The 21,070-nt window shown below is 73.6% G+C and carries 19 protein-coding genes; 4 read left to right on the top strand and 15 right to left on the bottom strand.

The features are described from left to right. Window positions 1-79: 79 nt before the first annotated feature. From AC559T_RS10515 to guaB, 3 genes are all read right to left on the bottom strand, one after another. A complete protein-coding gene (locus tag AC559T_RS10515; protein ID WP_498868573.1) occupies window positions 80-1,492 on the bottom strand; it encodes a pentapeptide repeat-containing protein in 1,413 nt (470 codons plus the stop codon). 118 nt (window positions 1,493-1,610) lie between these two features. After that, entirely contained in the window at window positions 1,611-2,741 is a 1,131-nt protein-coding gene (locus AC559T_RS10510) for a GuaB3 family IMP dehydrogenase-related protein (protein WP_071066114.1), read from the bottom strand. 159 nt (window positions 2,742-2,900) lie between these two features. After that, a complete protein-coding gene (guaB, locus tag AC559T_RS10505; RefSeq protein WP_071066115.1) occupies window positions 2,901-4,532 on the bottom strand; it encodes an IMP dehydrogenase in 1,632 nt (543 codons plus the stop codon). Between the two features lie 540 nt (window positions 4,533-5,072). On the opposite strand from guaB, the gene AC559T_RS10500 reads away from it, so the two are divergent. Together AC559T_RS10500 and AC559T_RS10495 are read left to right on the top strand one after the other, a co-directional pair. Beyond that, window positions 5,073-5,489 carry a DUF5319 domain-containing protein gene (locus tag AC559T_RS10500; RefSeq protein WP_018505081.1) on the top strand — a complete coding sequence of 139 codons (417 nt, stop codon included), beginning with the start codon at window positions 5,073-5,075 and terminating at the stop codon, window positions 5,487-5,489. 527 nt (window positions 5,490-6,016) lie between these two features. Next, the gene (locus tag AC559T_RS10495) at window positions 6,017-6,349 is read left to right on the top strand and encodes a WhiB family transcriptional regulator (protein WP_083391293.1); all 333 of its coding nucleotides are present in this window, start codon (window positions 6,017-6,019) and stop codon (window positions 6,347-6,349) included. Between the two features lie 458 nt (window positions 6,350-6,807). Here AC559T_RS10495 and groL read toward each other — a convergent pair whose 3' ends face one another. The 4 genes from groL to AC559T_RS10475 all read right to left on the bottom strand — a co-directional run bounded on the left by groL (window position 6,808) and on the right by AC559T_RS10475 (window position 10,060). Further along, window positions 6,808-8,457, bottom strand: a complete 1,650-nt coding sequence (gene groL / locus AC559T_RS10490) for a chaperonin GroEL (RefSeq protein ID WP_368952690.1) — start codon at window positions 8,455-8,457, stop codon at window positions 6,808-6,810. 125 nt (window positions 8,458-8,582) lie between these two features. Then, window positions 8,583-8,888 carry a co-chaperone GroES gene (gene groES, locus AC559T_RS10485; RefSeq protein WP_018505084.1) on the bottom strand — a complete coding sequence of 102 codons (306 nt, stop codon included), beginning with the start codon at window positions 8,886-8,888 and terminating at the stop codon, window positions 8,583-8,585. 127 nt (window positions 8,889-9,015) lie between these two features. After that, the gene (locus AC559T_RS10480; protein ID WP_112106548.1) at window positions 9,016-9,306 is read right to left on the bottom strand and encodes a hypothetical protein; all 291 of its coding nucleotides are present in this window, start codon (window positions 9,304-9,306) and stop codon (window positions 9,016-9,018) included. A 19-nt stretch (window positions 9,307-9,325) separates the two neighbouring features. Further along, entirely contained in the window at window positions 9,326-10,060 is a 735-nt protein-coding gene (locus AC559T_RS10475) for a MarR family winged helix-turn-helix transcriptional regulator (RefSeq protein WP_498868572.1), read from the bottom strand. A 230-nt stretch (window positions 10,061-10,290) separates the two neighbouring features. On the opposite strand from AC559T_RS10475, the gene AC559T_RS10470 reads away from it, so the two are divergent. Next, the gene (locus AC559T_RS10470; protein WP_498868571.1) at window positions 10,291-10,926 is read left to right on the top strand and encodes an FMN-dependent NADH-azoreductase; all 636 of its coding nucleotides are present in this window, start codon (window positions 10,291-10,293) and stop codon (window positions 10,924-10,926) included. 127 nt (window positions 10,927-11,053) lie between these two features. Here AC559T_RS10470 and tsaD read toward each other — a convergent pair whose 3' ends face one another. The 6 genes from tsaD to AC559T_RS10440 all read right to left on the bottom strand — a co-directional run bounded on the left by tsaD (window position 11,054) and on the right by AC559T_RS10440 (window position 17,785). Beyond that, window positions 11,054-12,076: a tRNA (adenosine(37)-N6)-threonylcarbamoyltransferase complex transferase subunit TsaD gene (tsaD, locus tag AC559T_RS10465; RefSeq protein ID WP_112106528.1), complete on the bottom strand. Its 1,023-nt coding sequence runs from the start codon at window positions 12,074-12,076 to the stop codon at window positions 11,054-11,056. A 52-nt stretch (window positions 12,077-12,128) separates the two neighbouring features. Continuing rightward, on the bottom strand, window positions 12,129-12,686 hold the full coding sequence (gene rimI, locus AC559T_RS10460) for a ribosomal protein S18-alanine N-acetyltransferase (RefSeq protein WP_071066121.1): 558 nt from the start codon (window positions 12,684-12,686) through the stop codon (window positions 12,129-12,131). After that, window positions 12,683-13,564: a tRNA (adenosine(37)-N6)-threonylcarbamoyltransferase complex dimerization subunit type 1 TsaB gene (gene tsaB, locus AC559T_RS10455; RefSeq protein WP_498868570.1), complete on the bottom strand. Its 882-nt coding sequence runs from the start codon at window positions 13,562-13,564 to the stop codon at window positions 12,683-12,685. Before tsaB ends, rimI begins: the two co-directional genes overlap by 4 nt. Before the next feature lie 682 nt (window positions 13,565-14,246). Next, window positions 14,247-15,140 carry a TetR/AcrR family transcriptional regulator gene (locus AC559T_RS10450; RefSeq protein WP_131625061.1) on the bottom strand — a complete coding sequence of 298 codons (894 nt, stop codon included), beginning with the start codon at window positions 15,138-15,140 and terminating at the stop codon, window positions 14,247-14,249. Between the two features lie 711 nt (window positions 15,141-15,851). Continuing rightward, window positions 15,852-16,373 carry a tRNA (adenosine(37)-N6)-threonylcarbamoyltransferase complex ATPase subunit type 1 TsaE gene (tsaE, locus tag AC559T_RS10445; RefSeq protein WP_071066124.1) on the bottom strand — a complete coding sequence of 174 codons (522 nt, stop codon included), beginning with the start codon at window positions 16,371-16,373 and terminating at the stop codon, window positions 15,852-15,854. 146 nt (window positions 16,374-16,519) lie between these two features. After that, entirely contained in the window at window positions 16,520-17,785 is a 1,266-nt protein-coding gene (locus tag AC559T_RS10440; protein WP_498868569.1) for an alpha/beta fold hydrolase, read from the bottom strand. A 216-nt stretch (window positions 17,786-18,001) separates the two neighbouring features. Between AC559T_RS10440 and AC559T_RS10435 the strand changes: the two genes are divergently transcribed. After that, window positions 18,002-18,307, top strand: coding sequence for a hypothetical protein (locus tag AC559T_RS10435; protein ID WP_498868568.1), 306 nt, complete (start codon window positions 18,002-18,004; stop codon window positions 18,305-18,307). A gap of 34 nt (window positions 18,308-18,341) precedes the next feature. Here the strand turns inward: AC559T_RS10435 and alr are convergent, their stop codons facing one another. Continuing rightward, on the bottom strand, window positions 18,342-19,484 hold the full coding sequence (gene alr / locus AC559T_RS10430) for an alanine racemase (RefSeq protein WP_071066127.1): 1,143 nt from the start codon (window positions 19,482-19,484) through the stop codon (window positions 18,342-18,344). Next, entirely contained in the window at window positions 19,481-21,016 is a 1,536-nt protein-coding gene (locus AC559T_RS10425) for an NAD(P)H-hydrate dehydratase (RefSeq protein ID WP_131625062.1), read from the bottom strand. Before AC559T_RS10425 ends, alr begins: the two co-directional genes overlap by 4 nt. Window positions 21,017-21,070: the final 54 nt, after the last annotated feature.

The raw sequence follows: 21,070 nt of genomic DNA, 5'->3' as shown, positions 1-21,070 counted from the left end.
GTTGCCGTTGCCCTGGCCCTTGCGGGCGGAAAGCACGAATCGGTCGCAAACGGGATCATCCCACTGTACACGGGGGCTCTCACCGGAGATTGCGGCAGGCCGCGTAAATCTCGCGCACGATGCGCTGGGAGTTGTCGGACTCGACGTCGCTGTTGAAGGCCAGATACTGCTCCTGGGTGTAGTCAGCCTCGAGTTTCTCCAGCGTGCAGGTGCAGTAGCGCTCGTTGCCGTCGCTCACGCCGAGGCAGGCGTCGATGTAGTCCTTCCGGACGGCCGCGTCGTACCTGCCCACCCCGGCGGACGACGCGGAGGCGGCCGAACCGCTGTCGTCGCCCCTGCCGAGAACGAGGAACCCGGCCACGCCGAGCGCGACCACCAGAGCGAACGCCGTGGCCACCGCGAGCACGGTCGGCCGGCGCAGCATCGCGGCGATCCCGCGGGGGGGGTCCTCGGCCGCCGGGTAGCCGTCGGGCCTGCCGCCGTTGTCGGACGTCCCGCCCGGGCCCGCCACGCCCCAGCGCGCCCGGGGATCCAGTGCGGACGCCCGCAGCCCGCTGACGAACCGCCGCGCTCCCCCGCCCTCGGGGCCGTGGCCGTCGCCCGGCCTGGCACCGCGGCCCCGGAGGTCCGCCTCGTCATCGTCATCGTCACCGGCCCAGCGGTCCGGGTCGGCGTCGTCCAGGTGCGGGCCGTCCAGGTCGGTGTCATCGAGATCGGCGTCGTCGAGATCGGCGTTGTCGAGATCGGCGTTGTCGAGATCGGTGTCGGCCACGTCGAGCTGCCCGGCCGGCCGGGGCCGCCGCGGCCGCGTCATCCGGCGAGGGATGCCCGTCGTGTTCTCCGCAGGATCGCTCGGCGCCACGGCGGAGTCCGCCCGGCTCCCGGACGCGCCCGTGGCTGTCCGGGCGGTTGGCATCGGCCCCGTCGGAATCGGCCCGGTGGCCATCGGCCCCGTGGGCATCGGCCCGGTCTGAAGCTGCCCAGCTGGAAACGGGCCGGTCGAAAACGGGCCGGTCGTTGTGGGCCGGCCCGATTCCCGCGCGGCCGGCGTCTGGCCCACCCGCACCGGGCCCGTCCATGCCGGATCTGACCGTGCCGGGTCTGACCGTGCCGGGTCCGGGTAGCCGGAGCCGGGGCGGCCGCCGTAGGAGGAGTCTGTGTCGGCCGGCCCCGCGTACGCCTGCCCGGTGTAGATCGGCCCGGTCGCCCCGGTGCCGGCGGAGCCGCCGGAGCTCGGGGCGAGCGGACCCGTGTGCGGCGGTGTCCAACCCGCCTGGCCGGAGCTGGTCTGGCCGGAGCCCGCCTGCCCCGGGCCCGCCTGGCCCGAACCGGTGTGGCCCGGACCGGTCTGACCCGAGGCCGTCCGGCTCGAGCCGGTCGCGGGCATGGCGGACGGCGACGTGGCATTCGCCAGCCGCCAGGTCTGGGCCGCGTCATCCCAGACATAGGCGCCGTCGTCGCTGACCCAGCGGCCGTTCTCGTCGAGGCGCATCGGTCATCCTTCGATCCGGAGACGGACGGCTCCAAGGGTGCCACGGCGGACTTACACCCAAGGCGTCCGGGTCGGCAGCACGACCGACGCACACCGCTGGCTCTCCGGGCCCGTTCCGCTAGCGCCCGGCAGCGATCATGATCTCCGCCTTCTGGAACTCCTTCAACGTCGCGTAGCCCGTTGTGGCCATCGCCGCCCGCAGGGCCCCGGCGATGTTCGCCACACCGTCCTCGGCCGCGACCTCGCCCCCGGTGAGGATCTCGGCGACGGTACGTGACGTCTCGACCGGCGCCCACCGCCCGCGTGGCAGGTCCGAGTGCAGGATCTCCATCGACCAGACCGAGCCCCGCCCAGGGGCGTCCACCGCCTGCGCGAGCGGCGAATCCACCATCACGGCGTCGGCTCCGCAGGCCACGGCCTTCGCCGCGTCCCCGCCGGTGCGCAGGTCGCCATGCGCGATGACGTGGACGTACCGGCCGCCGGACTCGTCGAGGTACCGCATCCGGGCGCCGGCCGCGTCGGCGATCGCGGTCGCCAGCGGAACACCAATTCCGAGGGTCTCGGCCGTGTCGTCGCCGAGGCCGGCACCGACTCCGACGATCACGCCGGCCGCGCCCGTCCGCATGAGATGCAGTGCCGTGGAGAAGGATGCACAGCCACCGACGATCACCGGGATGTCGAGCTGTCCTATGAACTGTTTGAGATTCAGCGGCTCGGTGCGCCTGGACTGGTGCTCGGCCGACACCGCCGTGCCATGGATGACGAGGAGGTCCACGCCCGCGGCCAGCACGTGCGGGCACAGTGCCCGGACCTTCTGCGGGCGCAGCGCGGCGGCGGTGACCACGCCGGCCTCCCGCATCCGCGCCAGCCGCGCCCCGATGAGCTCGGGCTGCACCGGCGCCGCGTAGAGCTCACGCAGACGCCGGGTCGCCGCGACCGCACCGGAACGCGCGCCCAGCTCCGCGACCTCGTCGAGCAGCGGCTCGGGGTCCTCGTGCCTGGTCCACAGCCCCTCGAGGTGCAGCACACCGAGCCCACCCTGGCGCCCGACGGCGATCGCGGACTCCGGCGAGGTCACCGCGTCGGCCGGCGCCGCGACGATCGGCAGATCGAAGTGATAGGCGTCGATCTCCCAGGCGAGTGACACGTCGGCTGGGTCCCGGGTGCGCCGCGAGGGAACGATGCCAACGGCGTCAAGGCCGTAGCCCACTCGCACGTTCTTCCCGATACCGATTTCGACGTCTGCCACCGTGTCCCGGCCTCCTGGTCAGCCCGTTTGGTCCCGCCGACCATCCTGCCTGGTACGTCGGCGTCCGGCGGCGGGGATACGGAACGACGAGCGCCGCGCGGCCGCTGGAACGGCTGGCGGCCGGTGGCGGAGAGAGACCTCCCGACCACCGACCACGGCTCACCGGGTGTAGTTCGGCGCCTCGACCGTCATCTGGACGTCGTGCGCGTGGCTCTCGGTCAGGCCGGCCGACGTGATCCGCACCAGCTGGCTGTTCTCCTGGAGATCACGGATGGTCGCGGCACCCGTGTACCCCATCGCGGCCTGCAGGCCGCCGATCAGCTGGTGGGCCATCCCGGCCAGCGAGCCCCGGTAGGGCACCTGGCCCTCGACGCCCTGGGGGACGAGCTTGTCGTCGGAGAGGACGTCGTCCTGGAAGTAGCGGTCCTTGGAGTAGGAGCGGGTGTCGCCGCGGCTGCGCATGGCGCCGAGCGAGCCCATCCCCCGGTAGGACTTGTACTGCTTGCCGTTGATGAAGATGAGCTCTCCGGGGCTCTCGTCGACACCGGCGAGCAGGCTGCCGAGCATCACGGTGTCGGCTCCGACGGCGATCGCCTTGGCGATGTCACCGGAGTACTGCAGCCCGCCGTCGCCGATGACCGGCACGCCGGCGGCCCGCGCCGCCCGCGCCGCCTCGTAGATCGCGGTGACCTGCGGAACGCCCACGCCGGTGACCACCCGGGTCGTGCAGATCGAGCCCGGCCCGACCCCGACCTTGACGGCGTCCGCGCCGGCCGCGATGAGCGCGGCGGCCCCGGCCGCGGTGGCGATGTTGCCACCGATGACGTCGAGCGGACGGCCGTCCACCCCGGCGGGCATGTCGGCCTTGATCCGGGCGATCATGTCGGGGACGGCATGGTGGTGGCCGTGCGCGGTGTCGACGACGAGGAAGTCCACCCCGGCGGCGACGAGGACCTGGGCACGCTTCAGCGCGTCCTCGCCGACGCCGACCGCGGCGCCGACCACGAGGCGGCCGTCCGCGTCCTTGGTCGCCCGCGGGTACTGCTCGCGCTTGGTGAAGTCCTTGACCGTGATCAGCCCGCACAGCCGGTCGTGCCCGTCGACGATGGGCAGCTTCTCGACCTTGTTGTGCCGCAGCAGAGCGAGCGCGTCGTCCGCCGAGACCCCGACCGGTGCCGTGATCAGCGGCATGCGGGTCATCACTTCGTGGACGCGGCGGGTGTAGTCCCGCTCGAAGCGGATGTCGCGGTTGGTCACGATCCCGACGAGGCGGCCGTCCGGCTCGGTCACCGGGACGCCGGAGATGCGGTAACGCGCCATGAGCACGTTCGCCTCTTCGATGGTGGCGTCCGGCCCGCAGGTGATCGGGGAGGTGATCATCCCAGACTCGGACCGCTTCACCATGTCGACCTGCTGTGCCTGGTCGTCGACGGACAGGTTGCGGTGCAGCACGCCGACGCCGCCCTGGCGGGCCATCGCGATCGCCATCCGCGCCTCGGTCACGGTGTCCATCGCGGAGGACACCAGCGGGACCGCCAGCGAGATGTTGCGGGACAGCCGCGTGGTCGTGTCAACGCCCGACGGCGCCACCTCGGACGCCGCCGGCAGCAGCAGGACGTCGTCGAAGGTGAGGCCGAGCATCGCGAGCTTCGGCGGGAGCGCCGGCCCCTCGGCGCCCAGGCTGTCAGCAACGTGCCGAACGGCGCCGGGCCGGCCGGGCGACTGGTCGAGGTCGGGTTCCCCGGTCGCGCGCGTGATCGAGGTCGTCGGGTTGGCGGGGGAACCGTCCATGGCACCTTCCGTTCGCATCGGCCCGGCGCCGGCGGGAGCGTCCCCGCGATGTCCGGGGAGTCCCGCGCCCGGGAACCGGCGCGAGCCGGTCTGCCCGGGCAGGCGGGTGAAGCATGCTGGGCTCCGCGCGGCCCGCCGGTCGGGCGACGGTGATACTCCATCGTAGAGGCCCGGCAACGGCTCCGAACTCCCCGGCGTGACCGAGAGCACCACGCATGCCACAGGACGGGCGCCGGGGCCGGGGGCGCACCCGTCCGTGGGCACCCCGTCCAAACAACGCTCACCAAAGGTGCAAAACGGACCAGCTGCTACCACGAGGGCCGGCGTCGCGGATCCGGAATCACATAAATGGGTCACAGACAACCGGCGCGCGGAGCACGGACCATGCGCGCGACCCGTCACTGCCACACCAGACGAGCTGACCCGGCACGAAGGGAAGCCATCCAGGCTGGGACAGATTGGGGCATGCTGGAGCGAAAGCCCCGCACGTCAGTGCCGGACTCCGTATCGGGACCACTAAGCTTGGGCCGCGAGCGTAGCGTGTTCCTCGTGAGCAACGAGCCCCTCGACCCCTTCGCGGGCGACCCCGAGGACCCGGCGGCCGAGCTCGCGCAGCTCGACTCCGCCGAGGATCTGGAACTACTCGAACCGCTGTCCCTACGCGAGCGGGAAGAGATCCTCGCCGAGCTGGGCGACCTCGACGTCTTCCGGACCCTGCTCGAACCACGTGGTTACCGGGGTCTCGTCGTCGACTGCGAGGGGTGCGCCGAGCCGCACTACTTCGACTGGGACCTGCTGGCCGGCAACCTACGGCACCTCCTGGACGAGGGCCGTACACGGGTGCACGAGCCTGCCTTCGCCCCGGATCCGGCGTGCTACGTGAGCTGGGAGTACGCCCGCGGCTTCGCCGACGGGGTGTACGAGGCCTCAGCCGCCTCCGAGGCGGACACCCGCTGACCGACCGGCTCTCACCAGCCGTTACAACCCGGCCCGGCCGACACGGGCCGGGCACCCCTGCCCGCCCGCGGCTCCGGCGACCGACGCCGGGGCCGGCGCCGGAGGCGGCCGTTCGCCCCGCCCCGCACAGCCCGCCGCGGCGAGCGTGTGGGGAAACTCGATGTCGGTTCGTGTGACCCGCACCGGCGGCGGGTAGGCGAGGGACTGTCGGCGGGACGCGCACCACCCGTGACCGGCGGTGATCCGCGCGCGTCGACACCGGCGGTCGGACGTCCACGGTTCCATCTGGTCGCGCCGTCCCGCCCGCTGTCTGCGCGAGCCTGCGCCGGTAGCGCGGTCCGTCAGCGGTGGACGGCATCCACGGTGTCCCGGCCTCTCGGTGAACCTACCGGGCGGCAGGGACCTCACCGGGGAGGCGGCGCCGGTCGACCGGGTGAAATTCCAAGATCTCCAGTCGATGGCGAGCGGCTACGGTGACCGGGTAGTCGCGGCGCCAGCCGCTCAGGTCGAAAGGGGGGGTCAGGCCGATGACCGACGTCCGACGACTTCCAGGCCCCGGCGCGGAGAAGTGGGAGTGGCAGCTCCACGGCGCCTGTCGAGGTGAGAGCACCGAGCTGTTCTTCCATCCCGAGGGCGAACGCGGCCCGGCCAGAGCCGCGCGGGAGGCGGCGGCGAAGGCGATCTGCGCACGCTGCCCGGTAATCCGGGCGTGTGGGGAACATGCCCTCGCCGCCCGGGAACCGTACGGCGTGTGGGGCGGAATGAGCGAGTCCGAGCGGGAGGCGGTCCTCACCGGGCGCACCCGCAGGGGCACCGCCCGTCACACGCCCGCCCGGCCGGGGCTCGCCCCGGCCTGCTGAAACCGGCCGCCGGATGCGAAGATCCCCCGGCCCGTACCCCCGCTCCGGGACGTACGGGCCCGGGGATCTTTTCTTTTGCCTGGAGTACGCGCGCCGCCGGCCGAGCACCGGGGGCTCGTGTTCCCGGTGTCTCCCCGCCGGCGCCGCTCCCACCAGCAGGCCGGTTCGCGCAGCCGTATGCGGGCATGTCTCCCCATCCCCGGCGACCACCCGCGACGGGTGAGCGCCCCGGGGCCGCTGTCGGATCCCTGACCTCGGGTGGCGCCGCGCGCGCCGGCGATACCCGCACCCCGGGCCAGGGCGGGTCACGGCCCCGGGCACGACAAAGCCCGGTCGGTCCGCGGACCGACCGGGCCTCACCTGCCGAATCACCGCACTACCCGCCACAGGTGCCGGGCAGTGCACCGCCGGTCACCCGACGGCTCAGCTCACTCAGACGGCTCTGCTCACCCGACGGCTCAGAAACCCGGCCCGTGCGAGTGGCCGTGGCCGTGGCCGCCGTGCGAGTGGTCGTGGCCGTGGCCGGCCTCGGCCTCCTCGGGCTTCTCCGCCACCAGGCTCTCGGTGGTGATGAGCAGCGCGGCGATGGAGGCCGCGTTCGCCACCGCGGAGCGGGTGACCTTCACGGGGTCGACCACGCCGGCCGCGACCAGGTCGACGTACTCGCCGGTGGCCGCGTTGAAGCCCCGGCCGACGTCGCCCTCGCGGACCTTGGACACGATCACCGCGCCCTCGAGGCCGGCGTTGCGCGCGATCCAGGTGAGCGGCGCGTCGAGCGCCGCGCGCACGACCCGCACCCCGGAACGCTCGTCGCCGGTCAGGCCGAGGTCACCGTCGAGGACCTTGGCCGCGTGGACGAGCGCGCTGCCGCCGCCCGCCACGATGCCCTCCTCGACCGCGGCCCGGGTCGCCGACACGGCGTCCTCGAGACGGTGCTTCTTCTCCTTGAGCTCGACCTCGGTGGCGGCGCCGACGCGGATGACGGCGACCCCGCCGGCCAGCTTGGCCAGGCGCTCCTGGAGCTTCTCGCGGTCCCAGTCCGAGTCGGAGAGTTCGATCTCCGCCTTCATCTGCCGGACGCGCTCGGCGACCGCGTCGGCGTCGCCGGCACCGTCGACGATCGTGGTGAGGTCCTTGTCGACGACGATCCGCCGCGCCCGACCGAGCTCGGCGAGCGTGATCGAGTCGAGCTTGAGACCCACCTCGGTGGCGACGACCTGGCCACCGGTCAGGACCGCGAGGTCCTGCAGCATCGCCTTGCGGCGGTCACCGAAGCCGGGGGCCTTCACCGCGACGACCTGGAAGGTCTTGCGCACCGCGTTGACGACCAGGGTCGACAGCGCCTCGCCCTCGACGTCCTCAGCGATGATCAGCAGCGGCTTACGCTCCTGCACCACCTGCTCGAGGATCGGCAGGATGTCGTTCAGCGCGCTGATCTTGCCAGGGTGCAGCAGCACGTAGGCGTCCTCGAGGACGGCCTCCATGCTCTCCTGGTCGGTCACGAAGTACGGCGAGATGTAGCCCTTGTCGAACTGCATCCCCTCGGTGAGCTCGAGGTCCAGACCCATGGTCTGGCTCTCCTCGATGGTGATCACACCGTCCTTGCCGATCTTGTCCATCGCCTCGGCGATGAGTTCGCCGACCTGGACGTCCTGCGCCGAGATCGCGGCGACCTGCGCGATGGTCTCCTTCGAGCCGATCTCGATCGCGGCTTCCAGCAGCGCCGACGAGACAGCGGCGACCGCCGCCTCGATGCCGATCTTGAGCGAGAGCGGGGCGGCCCCGGCCGTCACCTGCCGCAGGCCCTGGCGCACCATCTCCTGCGCCAGCACCGTGGCCGTCGTCGTCCCGTCGCCGGCGACGTCGTTGGTCTTGGTGGCGACCTCCTTGGCGAGCTGCGCCCCCAGGTTCTGGTAGGGGTCGTCCAGCTCGACCTCACGCGCGATCGTCACACCGTCGTTGGTGATCGTCGGCGCGCCGTACGACTTGCTGATGACGACGTTGCGGCCGCGCGGGCCGATCGTCACCTTGACCGCGTCCGCGAGGGCGTTCACGCCCCGCTCGAGCGAGCGGCGGGCGTCCTCGTTGAACGTGAGAATCTTCGGCATACCTGTGTGTCCTCCCGACACCGCGGCCCGGCGAAACAAGAAGGGCGCGCCCCACCGCGGCCCCCCGGCGGAAACCAGGGGACCACCGGTGGGACACGCCCTGCCTGCTGCTACCGGCGTCCGGTCTACTTCTCGATGATCGCCAGGACGTCCCGAGCGGAGAGCACCAGGTACTCCTCGCCGGCGTACTTGACCTCGGTGCCGCCGTACTTGCTGTAGAGCACCACGTCGCCGACCTTGACGTCGAGCGGGACGCGCTTGCCGTCCTCGAACCGACCCGGGCCGACGGCAAGGACGGTGCCCTCCTGGGGCTTCTCCTTGGCGGTGTCCGGGATCACGATGCCGGACGCGGTGGTCGTCTCGGCGTCCGAGGGCTGGACGACGATCCGGTCCTCGAGCGGCTTGATTGCAACCTTGGTGGCGGTCGTCACGATCGACCTCCCCCTTCCTTCGCTGGATGAGAGAGCGACCCTGGCGGCCTGCCGTCGCGGGTGAACAGGCGCCTGTCGCTGGCACTCTCAAGTGCCGAGTGCCAACCTAGCACCCGCACCACACACGTCAACCAAGAAGGTCGGATCTGTCAAGACGGTTCGACGCACGCTCGAACTGCCAGGCATGCGCGGATCCGGCAATGAGCCCATCCGGGGGGTCCGGGAGCGGCGGGTCGCCGGCGGCACTCGTGGACTCCTCGACGCCGAGGTGCAGGAGGACCACCACGAGGCCCGTGGACGGCCCACGGCCGAGATAGATCTCGGCATCCCGCCCGCGCACCGCCGCTCGGGCCCATCGCTCCAGCTCCGCGGCCTGGCCGGGGGCCGCCTTCGCCTCCCACATCCACGTGACCGTCATCGCGGCCCGACCCGCCCGGTCAGCAGCCCGGCTCGGCGCGGCCGGCACCGGGCCCGCCGGTGACGTCGGTGGCGCCGGCGACACCCGCGCAGGCACCGGGGCCGTCACAACCGGTGGTGGCACTCTGCAGCGTGACCTCGGCCGTGGCGCACGCGGCGGCACCCCTGGTCGGATCCATCGCGACCAGGTGTGCCGCGACGAGCCGCGCCAGCCCGGTGAAGACCTCCCGGTCCGCGGGCGCCAGCGGCGCCAGGACGTGGTCGTCGACGGCGCGCAGCTGCCGCCGCACCCGCTCGTGCTCCTGGATTCCCCGCTCGGTGGCGATGATCATTCGCGCCCGGCGGTCCGCCGGGTCCGGCCGGCGCTCGACCAGGCCGGCGCGCTCCATCTCGTCGACCAGCCGGACCATCACGGTCCGGTCGATGGAGAAACGGCGGGCGACCTCGATCTGGTTGTGAGCCGTTCCTCCGACCGCGGCGTCCAGCACGTAGAAACCCTTGAGACCACCGGGCAGGCCACCGACGGCGCTCGCGGACGCGGCCAGGTACCCGTGCTGGATCTGACCGACGATCCAGCACAGGTCGTCGCGGACCTCGTCGGGCAGTTCGAGCTCCGCGTCGGCGGCGACGGACGGACAGCCGGCGGCAGACGGGCCAGCGGCGGCCGACGGCTCATCCTGTCGCTCCGCCGCCGGGGAGGCGGGCCGGAGCACGACGGAGGCCGGCATCGGCGACGCGCCCGAGGACCGCTCCACCCGAACACAGTACCCCGATCATCATGAACTAATCTGCGGAACAGATAGGTGTTGACAGAGATTATTGCCCAGTACGACCATCTGTTCGCACACCAAAATCACCGGAGTCGACGGGGAGTCGACGGGACGCACACGGCGCCAGCGCCGGATCGGCCGGATCGGCACCCTCCCTCCCGCGGCGCGCGCCGAGACCGGCACCCGCCTCCCGATCGTGATCAAGGAGAGCTCCGATGCCCCACCTGCTGCACATCGACTCCAGCCTCGCCCCGGAGGGCTCCGTCTCCCGCGGGGTCGCCGAGGCCTACGCCGAGTCCTGGCGCAAGCACCACCCGGACGGGACGCTGACCCACCGCGACCTGGCCACCAGCCCGCCGCCGCACCTGAACTGGGCGCTGGTGTCCGGCGGCCAGACACCCCCCGAGCAGCGCACACCCGAGCAGGCCGAGGCCGTGAAGATCCGCGAGGAGTACCTCGAGGAGGTCGAGAGCGCCGACGAGTACGTGATCTCGATGCCGATGTACAACTACGCCTACCCGTCGACGATCAAGGCCTGGCTGGACCAGGTCATCGTCATGGGCCGCACGGCCGGCGGGACGGCCGGCGACGGCGTGCTGGCGGGCAGGAAGGTCACCGTCATCACCGCGCAGGGGGGCTCCTACGCCCCCGGCGCCCCCAAGGAGGGCTGGGACCACCAGGTCCCCTACCTGCGCCACGCCTTCGAGGTACTCGGCGCAGACAACATCGAGTTCATCACCGTCGTGATGACGCTGTCGAAGGTGAACCCGGCGCTCGCCGCGTTCACCGACGTGTTCGAGGCCTCCCGGACGGCCGCGGAGCAGGCGGCCCGCGACCGCGCCGCCGCCTGAGCGCCGCCCGGCCCGGGACCCGTGACGGGTCCCGGGCCGGCGAAGGCGGTCAGAAGGTGGTCAGCGGACGAAGGCCGTCAGCGGACGGAGACGGTCGGCGGGTGGAGACGTCAGAGAGCGGAAACGGTCAGAGGGCGAGCGTGGAGGACGCGGGAAGGTCCAGCGGCGAGGGCTCGACGCCGGCCTCGACCCGCAGCGACCCGAGCGCCGCGACCATCGCGCCGTTGTCGGTGCACAGCCCCGGCCGCGGGATCCGCAGCGTGATGCCCGCCGCCTCGCAGCGCAGCGCGGCGAGCGCGCGCAGCCGGCTGTTGGCCGCGACACCGCCCCCGACCACCAGGGTGTCCACGCCGTGCGCCCGGCAGGCCGCGACCGCCTTCGCGGTGAGCACGTCCGCCACGGCCTCCTGGAACGACGCCGCGACATCCGCGACCGGCACGGGCTCGCCGGCCCGCCGCCGGGCCTCCACCCAGCGGGCGACCGCGGTCTTGAGCCCGGAGAAGGAGAAGTCGAACGTGCCGTCCCCCGCCTTGGCGCGCGGGAACGGGATGTGCGGGCTGCCCTCGCGGGCCGCCGCGTCGATCGGCGGGCCACCCGGGAACGGCATGCCGAGCAACCGGGCGACCTTGTCGTAGGCCTCCCCCGCGGCGTCGTCCACCGTGGCCCCCAGCGACTCGACCGGCTCGGCCGCGAGATCGGGGACCAGCAGCAACGAGCTGTGCCCACCGGAGACCAGCAGCGCCACCGCCGGGCGCGGCAGCGGGCCGTGCTCAAGCGTGTCAACGGCGACATGCGCGGCGAGATGGTGCACCCCGTGCAGCGGGACGCCCAGCGCCAGCGCGTACGCCTTCGCCGCGGCGACCCCGACCAACAGCGCGCCGGCCAGCCCCGGGCCGGACGTCACCGCGACGGCGTCGACGTCCCGGGGGCGCAGGCCGGCGCGGTCCAACGCCAGCTCGATCGTCGGGACCATCGCCTCCAGGTGCGCCCGCGCGGCGATCTCGGGCACCACGCCGCCGTACCGGGCGTGCTCGTCGACCGAGGAGGCGAGCGCGTCGGCGAGCAACTCGCCGCCACGGACGAGGCCGACGCCGGTCTCGTCGCACGAGGTCTCGATGCCCAGCACCAGCGGTCGGGCCGGTGTCCTCATGTCCAACCCCCCGCCGCGGCGCCGGCGGCCCTCACGACGGTGCCGAGGGCCCTCACGAGGCGGCCCTGGCGTCCCGCAGGACGGCCGCCTCGACCCGGTCCAGCAGCGTCCCGTAACCAACGGTGTCGATCGGCCGCACGCGCATCACGTAGGCGTCGCCGCCCGACGGCTGGTAGTAGCCGCGACGGACGCCGAGATCGACGAACCCGAGCCGGGTGTAGAGGGCCCGCGCCGGCCGGTTGTCGGTGCGCACCTCGAGCCCGCAGCTGCGGGCGCCACGCCGCCGCGCCTCCCGGAGCTGGGCGATCATCAGCCGCGATCCGAGGTGACGCCCGCGCATGGCCGGGACGACCCCGATCGTCTGGATGTAGGACTCGTCGCCCTGCAGCGCCAGCCCGGCGTAGCCGACGATCGAGCCGCCCGCGACCGCTACCAGGTAGTGCCGGTTGTCGCCCTGCGCGAGCTCCGACCAGAAGAGCTCGGCAGACCAGGGGTCCACGTCGAAGACCTGCCGCTCCAGGGTCGCGATCTCGCCCAGGTGCCACCAGCGCATCGGCACGAGGTCGACGTCGCCCGCGCTCGGCGTCGGGTCCACGGCAGCGGCGCTCATACCGGCATCGTCCCGGCCGGCGCTGTTCCGGCCGGCGCTGCTCCGGTGGCGGCCGTGGCCGACCGCGCCGGCTCCGGGCGCGAGGCGGTGACGGCTTTGGGGCCCCGGGGCTCGGCGGCGTCGGGCCGCCGCAGGTAGCGGGGGGTGAGCGGCCCGGGATCACGCCCGGCCACGATGTCCGCGGCGACGAGGCGGGCGAGCACCTCCGGCGCCGGATACTCCGGCTCGGCTCCACTCAACCCACCCGAACCACTCGGCTCGCCCGAACCACTCTGGGCGCCCGAACCACCCTGGGCGTCCGAGCCGCTCTGCTCGCCCGAACCGGTCAGCTCGCCCGGACCGCCGGCGGGCGGGGTGCCGAAGCCGGCGAACGCGTCCGGGTACAGACCGGCCCCGGGCCCTGTCACCCGTTCGACGCCGGCGGCGCGCAGATCCGCGGCGACGGCCGCCGGGGCTCCCACACCGGGCTCGCCGACACGCGTTCCGTCCTGGTAGCGGGCCCAGAACACCTCACGGCGCCGTGCGTCGGTGATGACGCCGACCGGGCCGGTCGTCGCGGCCCCGATGCCGTCCAGGGAGCAGACGCCGTAGGCCGGGACGCCGAGCGCGGCGGCGAACGCGGCCCCGGTGACCATGCCCACCCGCAGGCTGGTGAACGGGCCCGGGCCGGCCCCGACGACGACGGCGCGCACCTCGGGCGGGCGGACGCCGGCCGCGGCGAGCACGTCGCGCATCATCGGCGCCAGCAGCTCACCGTGGCGGCGGGCGTCCCAGACCACCCGGGAGGCACGGACCAACGGCCCGGCGGGCGGCGCGCCGAGCTCGACCAGCGCGACCGCGCAGGCCGCCGTCGAGGTGTCGAGCGCCAGGACGAGCACCCGTCCAGCCTACGGACCCCCGCTGTCGGGCCCGCACCCGGCGCGCGGCACCGGGTGCGGGGGACTGATCGATCCGTATGCCGAGCATCCGCCCAGATGATTGGGCAGCGCAGTTGCGCGGGCCTCCGGAAGGAGTCCCAGACCCCCGACTCCGAGAAAATCCACAGAAAACTCGCCGGGACGGCGTCCCGGCGGTGAACGCTCCCGCGAGCGCATCAACGACAAGAGAATTCACGGTATGCCCGGGAGGAATATCGGACCGGAAAGGCGACAGGGCGAAAGAAGTGCATTCCTCGACATCGGCGGCCGGTAACAAGAGGTAACACGAGCGCCGGGCCACACCCCCGGACCGCCGGGTCGAGCCGCCAAAAAATCACAACAGAAGAACTACCGGAACCACGCGGGCCGACCGGAGCGGGCCGGACCGGCGGACCCGGACCCGACCGGCGCGACCACCAACGCCGCCCAGAAAAACAACGGGAACCAAACGCATCGAGTGGCGCGGTGGCCGGGCGGGCCGGCGTCGAGTGGCCCCGCGGGCCGGTCGGGGGCCGTCATCGGTGGTGCGGCGTACCGGGCGGGCCCGTCAGGGCGTCCGTCAGGGCGTGGCGGTCGCCGGACGGCGGCCGGACGCGTCAGACCGGTCCCGACATGTACGCCGGGACCGGTCCGGGAGAAAACGCTAGTGGGTCAGCCGGCCGGCGCCGCCGGAGCGGAGCCTGATCCGGGGGTCGACGCCGCCCGCCGGCGCGCCGGCGCGAGCCAGCACCGGCCCGGCGCCGAGGCCGCCCGCACCGCGCGTCGCGATCCCGCCTGGACCAGCGGCTCCGTGGCGGCGCGGGGGCGAGGCGGGCACGGGGGCCGGGGGAACAGGGCCGGCGGCGGGCGCCTGCGCACCGGAGCCCGCCGGCGGGAAGGCCGGCCGTAGGGGGGTCCAGCCGGTGTAGCCGAGCATCCGCAGCGCCGAGGCGGTGAGCTTCTGCGCGACCTGCTCGACCGACCAGCCGAGGGTGTCGAGCAGGTCGACGATCACCCGCTCGTCGAAGACCGAGGCCCACAACAGCACCGCGTACTCGGGCTCCTGAGGCGGCAGCACGCCGTTGTCCACCAGGCCGAGCACGACCGGCGCGAGCACCTGGTGCAGCTTGGAGACGAGGTCGTCACGGGCCTGCAGCCGGGCGAGGTACCCATGGGCGGAGCGCACGTGCACCGCCGCCCGCCCCCACCGCGCGGCCGAGCGGACCCACACCTCGCAGACGACCTCGAAGTTGCCCAGGTGGTCCTCACCGACCGCCAGGGCGCGGATGTCGGTTACCAGTACGTCGATGAGCTGGAGGTAGTACACGTCGAGGGCGTCGTGGACGTCCACGAAGTGGCGGTACGCGGTCGCCGTCGAGACGCCCGCCTCCGCGGCGAGGTCGACGAGGCTGAAGCGGCGCCCGTTGCGGGCGAGGAGCCGGCCCACGGCGTCGAGCAGATCACGCCGGCTCGCGAGGAAGTCGCTGCGTGTACGGCGGGACCGGGTCGACCGCTCCACCGGAGCGTCCACAAGGTCGGCAGCGGTGCTGCTGCGCACTCGCCCCCCTCTCCCGGCCACAACGGGCCATCCCGGTTCTCCGCGGCCCTTACATGAAGCAGTCAGGCCGCTACATGCATGAACTTCGCGCCTACGCCGCCAATATAGCGGAACAACTCATCAACTACGGAACGTTGACTATTTGTCCTCAAGCGCTACTTGCCACGACACGCCCACCCGAGACGCGGTATAGGAACGGGGTCGGGGGCGAACATTAACACTGGGACATCTGACCTTAACATGATCTAGGTCGCCCGCTGCTATGCGACGGCTCACGTCCGACCGCCAACGCCATTCCGGAACGGCAGCGAAAATTCACCGCCGGTGAGCCCCCGTGTTCCTGGAATCACTTCACCGGGTTACCCGAACATGCCCACCCGAATAGGTGCTAGGACGGCGCGGAGCCCGGCGGCCTGCCTGGCCGTCCCGGGAATTCCACCGACGGGGGCTGGTTCCCGCGCCACGGGCGCCCGCCGCACCGAGACGGTTCCCGCCCTCAGGACATCGCGGCATCGCGGCCGGCACGGGTCCGGGCGCGGGTAGCGCGTCGTGCGTGCCACGATCCCGGCGGCACGCCCGGCCACCACCAACAGGCCGGCACCAACAGGTCGACGCGATCCGGCCCGAGCTCGACAGCACCCGACCCGCCGCCCGGCCCGGTAAGAGGCCGGCGGACGCCGACGGGCCGGGTGCACCGATGGCACGACTCGGCTAACGCGCCGCGGGCCCCTGCGGGTGCGGTGTGCGGTCCGGAGTGGCCAGCGCGGTCAGCCGGGCGGCCCAGTCGGCCCCCGCGGGCCGCAGCCGCACCCGCCGCACATCGCCGGTCTCGTCGCCGGACGGACGGCTGATCTCCACCCGCAGATGGGCCGCGGCCATCTGCTCCACCAGCCCGGAACCCCACTCGACCGCGCACACCGACCGCCCGAGATCGGCGTCCAGATCGAGATCGTCGACCTCGGCGGCGCCACCGAGCCGGTAGGCGTCCACGTGGACCAGCGGCAGGCGGCCGTCGGTGTGCACCCGGGCGAGGACGAACGTCGGCGACGTCACCGGGGAGCACACCCCGAGGCCGGCCGCGAGCCCCTGGACGAAAACGGTCTTGCCGGCGCCCAGCGGACCGTCCAGGATGATCAGGTCACCGGCGCGCAGCAGCGGCGCGAGGCGCGCGCCGAGCGCACGCATCTGGTCGGGATCCTCGACCGCGATCTCGGGGACGGCGGGCGTGGTCATCGGTGCGTATCCGTCCTCGTCCGTGGTTCTTCGTATGTCGCCGGCGCGCCGTCGTCACCCGGCCCGCCGTCGGGCGTCGCGGAGCCGGGTCCGACGCCGGCGCGGTACCGGGCCGACGTCACGTACCGCTCCCCGCGGGCCCGCCGTCACGGCCCGACGGGGTCGGGCGCCCGCAGCGGTGCCCGGCGCGGCGGGCGGACCCGTTCGACCAGGTCGCGGATGGCGGCGTTCACCGCGGCCGGTCGTTCCAGCATGACCGCGTGCCCCGCGCCCTCCTCGACCCGCAGCTCGGCGTCGGGCAGCAGCTCGGCGAGGGTCAGGCTGTGCGCGAGCGGCGTCATGAGGTCGCCGTCCCCGACCAGCAGGATGGTGGGAGAGCCGCGGAGGTTGACGGCGGCGTCCAGCTTGTCATGGTCGAGCAGGGTGGACATGAAGGAGGCCATGACGGTGATCGGCGTGTCCCCCACCATCGTCTCCAGGAACGAGACAACGGACGGGGGCACATCGGTCGAGCCGAAACCGATCCGCCGGGTGATCTCCCAGGAGAAGTCGCTGCCCCGCCGGCGGGCGCGCTCGAACAGCGACGGGGCGCTGCGCATGCCGATCGCGAGCCCGGGTAACACCCGGCGCACGCCGCCCGTGATCAGTGCTGGTAGGCCGAAGGTCACCCGGGGGAGATCACCCGCGCTGGTCGAGATGAGCGCCACCCCGATGACGCGGTCACCGAAGAGCTCCGGATGCTCCCCCGCCAGCGCGAGGATCGTCATGCCGCCCATCGAGTGGCCGATCAGGACGATCGGACCTTCGGGGACCCGCTCGGTGAGGACCTGGTAGAGGTCTGCCGCGAGCTGGTCGATCGTGCAGTTCGCCGCCTCGGACGGGCCGGAGCGGCCGTGCGCGCGCTGGTCGTAGAAGACCATCGGACCCAGGTCGCGCAGGGCGCGGTACTGGAACACCCACGAGTCGCTGTTCACACAGAAGCCGTGCACGAAGACCAGCGTCGGCGCGGCGGAGCCCGCTCCGGATCGGGGCGGGGGGTCCTGCGCGGTCTCCTCCACATACAGCGGGACACCGTCCGCCACGGCGACCACCATGTCGGCCCGGCCGCCGATCGGGCCGACCCGTTCCCGGTCCGGCAGGTCGGGTACGGCCCGGTGGCGCCGCACGGCCCGGCGCTCGGCGATCAGGCCGGCCGCGATCGCGGCTCCGACCAGGCCCACCGTGCCACCACGGCGCGCGGCCCGGGAGCCCGCGGCGGATCCCGTTGCCCGGGCCACCGCCCGCACCGCGCCGGCGGTCGCGGTCAGGGCGCCGGCAGCCCCCGCCGAGCCGACCGAAAGGGCGGCACGGGCAGCGCCAGCCGAGCGGGCCGAACCACCGGTGGAACCACGATCGGTTGGGGCGCCTGCCACCGTCTGCCCACCTTCCGGCCATAGAACGCACGACACCCCGATGATGCCCGATGGTGCCCGATGCCCGAAAGCGATGTCATGAGCAGACCCGGGAGTACACGTCTCGGCGCAGGCGGATACCCGACAGGGGATCACAGAGATCCACCGGGTCCGCTCCGCGATCCTCCGCTAGCGTGGAGCTGGTCGAACCGTGTGGTTGCGACCAGGGGAGGCGTCGTGAAACTGCGGTGGCGGAAGAGCAATCTGACCACGTCGCCCACGTATGGCGGCGCTGTCGATCTCGACGAGGATCTCGACGAGATCGATGACGACCTCGCCGAGGCCGGTGCCCAGCCGGCCGCTCCCGCCCAGAGCGGGCCGGTGATGCTGACACTGACCACGCGCGACGAGATCGAGAAGGCCGCCGAGCGCGCGGCGAACCCGCAGCCGGTCCGCCGCCGGATGGAACGCGGCATGTTCGGGGGCGCCACAGCCGGCCACGAGCACGGCGGCGGCGCGTGCGGCACCGGCGGCTGCCACTGACCAGACGTCCCGGCCGATCAGGCGTATCCGGCGGTCAGATGTAGACGCGCGGTACCCGCGGGCCGATCCGGGTGACGATCTCGTAGTTGATGGTGCCGAGCGCGCGCGCCCAGTCGTCCGCGGTCGGCTCGCCCCGGTCGCCGGGGCCGAAGAGGATCACCTCGTCGCCTACGCGCACCGGGTCGGCACCGACGTCCACGACGAACTGGTCCATGCAGACGGTGCCGGCGATGCGCCGCCGGCGCCCGCCCACGAGCACCTCGGCCGTGTTCGTGGCCGAGCGGGGGATGCCGTCGGCGTAGCCGAGCGGGACGACGGCGAGGCCGGTCTCCGCCGACGTCCGGTAGCGGTGCGCGTAGGACACTCCGGTGCCCGCCGGCACCCGCTTCACCAGCGCGGTGCTGGCGCGCAGCGTCATCGCGGGCCGCAGCCCGAACGCGGACGGCGGCCCGACCTCGGGCCCCGGCGACAGCCCGTACACCGACACGCCCGGCCGGACCATGTCGAAGTGCGCCTCCGGGCTGACCAGCGTCGCGGCCGAGTTCGCGAGGTGGCGCACCTGCGGGCGCAGCCCGGCCTTGCGGGCGACGTCCACCGCGTCGCCGAACCGGCTGATCTGCGCCTGGACGGTCGGGTGGCCGGGCGCGTCGGCGAAGGCGAAGTGGCTCCACACGCCCACGACCTCGATGAGCCCGTCCGCCTCGAGCGCCGCGGCGCTGTCGCACAGGCCGGGCCAGTCCTCGCCGGTGGCCCCGGCCCGCCCGAGGCCGGTGTCGATCTTGAGGTGCACCCGGGCGGCCCGGCCGGCGGTGCGGGCCGCGGCGGCGAGGTCGTCGAGCGCCCAGCCGGCGGACGCGGAGAGGTCGACATCCGCCGCGATGCCCGCGGCGAGGCGCTCACCCGGCGCCGCCAGCCAGGAGAGCACCGGGACGGTGATCCCGGCGGCCCGCAGCGCCAGCGCCTCCTCCAGGAAGGCCGTCCCGAGCCAGCTCGCGCCGGCGTCCAGGGCGGCCCGGGCGCAGGGCAGCATTCCGTGCCCGTACCCGTCCGCCTTGACCACGGCCATGGTCGCGGCGGCGCCGGCGCGGGCGACCAGGGCCGCGACCGAGTCGCGCACGGCGTCGAGCTCGATGGCCGCGTAGGCACGCGGCGGGTGCGATGGGGGCTGCGGGCTCACCCCTCGACGCTAGCAAGCAGGTCCTCGACGACCCCGGGCAGGAGCGCGGGCAGGTCTGCGGCGGCGAGCGGCACGGGCCCGCGCTCCCCCGCCCGGCCATGCAGGAACGCGCCCACGGCGGCCGCCTGCGGCGCCGGCAGGCCCGCGGCCAGCAGGGAACCGGCGAGTCCGGTGAGAACGTCACCGGATCCGGCCGTTCCCAGCCATGGCGTCCCGGTGAGGTTGACGAGGGCCTCCCCGCCGGGGGCGGCGATGATCGTCCGGTTGCCCTTCAGCAGGACGACGGCGCCGAGGTCCCGCGCCGCCTGGCGGACGGTGCCGAGACGGTCGGCCCGCAGGCGCTCAGATGTGCCGGCCTGGTCCCAGCCGAGTGCCGTGCCGGTCAGCCGGATGAACTCGCCCTCGTGCGGGGTCAGGACGACGGCGCCCGCGCGGTCCCGCAGCACCGCCGGGCGGGCGGCGACGGCGGACGCGAGCGCGTCCAACGCGCCGGCGTCCACTAGCAGGCCGCTCTCGGTCTGCTCGAGCAGCGCGTCGACGAGGCGCCGGGTGGCCTCGTCCGGTACGAGGCCGGGGCCGATCGCCCACGCCTGGACCCGGCCCACCCCGAGCATCGCCTCCGCGTCCCCCGCCTCGATCACCGTCAGCACGGATTCCGGGTGGGCCCGGCGGACGTAATCGGCGGCGCCGGCCTCGGCGACCACCCGCAGGTAGCCCGCGCCGCCGCGCAGCGCGCCGCCGACCGCCAGCACCGCGGCTCCCGGGTACCGGTCGCTGCCGCCGACGAGCCCGAGCACGCCGCGGGAGTACTTCGAGTCGGCCGCGACCGGGACGGGCAACAGCCGGGCCACGTCGACGTCCTGCAGGGCTCGTAGGTCGGGCTCGGGCAGGGTCAGCCCGATGTCGACCAGCTCGACCCGCCCGGCGTGGACAGCTCCGGGTCCGACCAGCAGGCCGCGCTTGTACGTGCCGAAGGTGACGGTGCCGGCCGCCCGCACGGCCCCCTCCGCCACCGCGCCGGTGTCCGCGTCGACCCCGCTGGGCACGTCCACGGCCACCGTCCGCCGGGCCGGCGCGAGCGTGGTGAGCCGGGCGTACGGCTCGCGCAGCTCGCCGCGGCCGCCGATGCCGAGCAGCCCGTCCAGGACGAGGTCGGCGGAGTCGAGGAGGTCGGCGGCCGCGTCGGCGCCCATCCCCTCCGGTGCGGGCGGGTCGACCGGGCCGGTGCGGTGCAGCCGCCCGCCGGCCGCGAGGAGGGCGGCCGTGCCCTCGGGATGGGTCCGGCCGGGAGCGAGGGCGTGGACACGGGCGCCGCGGGCGGCCAGCCGGGCACCGGCCCACAGCGCGTCACCGCCGTTGTCACCGGAACCGGCGAGGACGACGATCCGGGCGCCGTACACCCGGTCGACGCGGCGGACCGCGTGCGAGACGAGACCGGACACGGCGCGCTGCATGAGCCCGCCGGAGGGCAGGGACGCGAGCAGGGGCGCCTCGGCGTCCCGTACCTCGGCAACAGTGTGTGCTTCGAGCATGCGGTCATGCTCCCGCCGGGAGTGCCCCCGGTCGCGCAGATCGACCCCAGGCGC

It is taken from the genome of Frankia sp. Hr75.2 (genome assembly GCF_949319125.1).
Classification (GTDB): domain Bacteria; phylum Actinomycetota; class Actinomycetes; order Frankiales; family Frankiaceae; genus Parafrankia; species Parafrankia soli.
The sequence above is the reverse complement of the archived record's forward strand: the minus strand, read 5'-3'. Positions and strand labels throughout refer to the sequence as shown.

Excerpts from the sequence above, each read along its gene's own strand:
- AC559T_RS10425 (WP_131625062.1), bottom strand. The coding sequence starts at position 21,016 with ATGCTCGAAGCACACACTGTTGCCGAGGTACGGGACGCCGAGGCGCCC.
- AC559T_RS10470 (WP_498868571.1), top strand. The coding sequence starts at position 10,291 with ATGCCCCACCTGCTGCACATCGACTCCAGCCTCGCCCCGGAGGGCTCC.
- rimI (WP_071066121.1), bottom strand. The coding sequence starts at position 12,686 with ATGAGCGCCGCTGCCGTGGACCCGACGCCGAGCGCGGGCGACGTCGAC.
- tsaE (WP_071066124.1), bottom strand. The coding sequence starts at position 16,373 with ATGACCACGCCCGCCGTCCCCGAGATCGCGGTCGAGGATCCCGACCAG.
- AC559T_RS10515 (WP_498868573.1), bottom strand. The coding sequence starts at position 1,492 with ATGCGCCTCGACGAGAACGGCCGCTGGGTCAGCGACGACGGCGCCTAT.
- AC559T_RS10480 (WP_112106548.1), bottom strand. The coding sequence starts at position 9,306 with ATGACGGTCACGTGGATGTGGGAGGCGAAGGCGGCCCCCGGCCAGGCC.
- tsaD (WP_112106528.1), bottom strand. The coding sequence starts at position 12,076 with ATGAGGACACCGGCCCGACCGCTGGTGCTGGGCATCGAGACCTCGTGC.
- guaB (WP_071066115.1), bottom strand. The coding sequence starts at position 4,532 with ATGGACGGTTCCCCCGCCAACCCGACGACCTCGATCACGCGCGCGACC.
- AC559T_RS10495 (WP_083391293.1), top strand. The coding sequence starts at position 6,017 with ATGACCGACGTCCGACGACTTCCAGGCCCCGGCGCGGAGAAGTGGGAG.
- groL (WP_368952690.1), bottom strand. The coding sequence starts at position 8,457 with ATGCCGAAGATTCTCACGTTCAACGAGGACGCCCGCCGCTCGCTCGAG.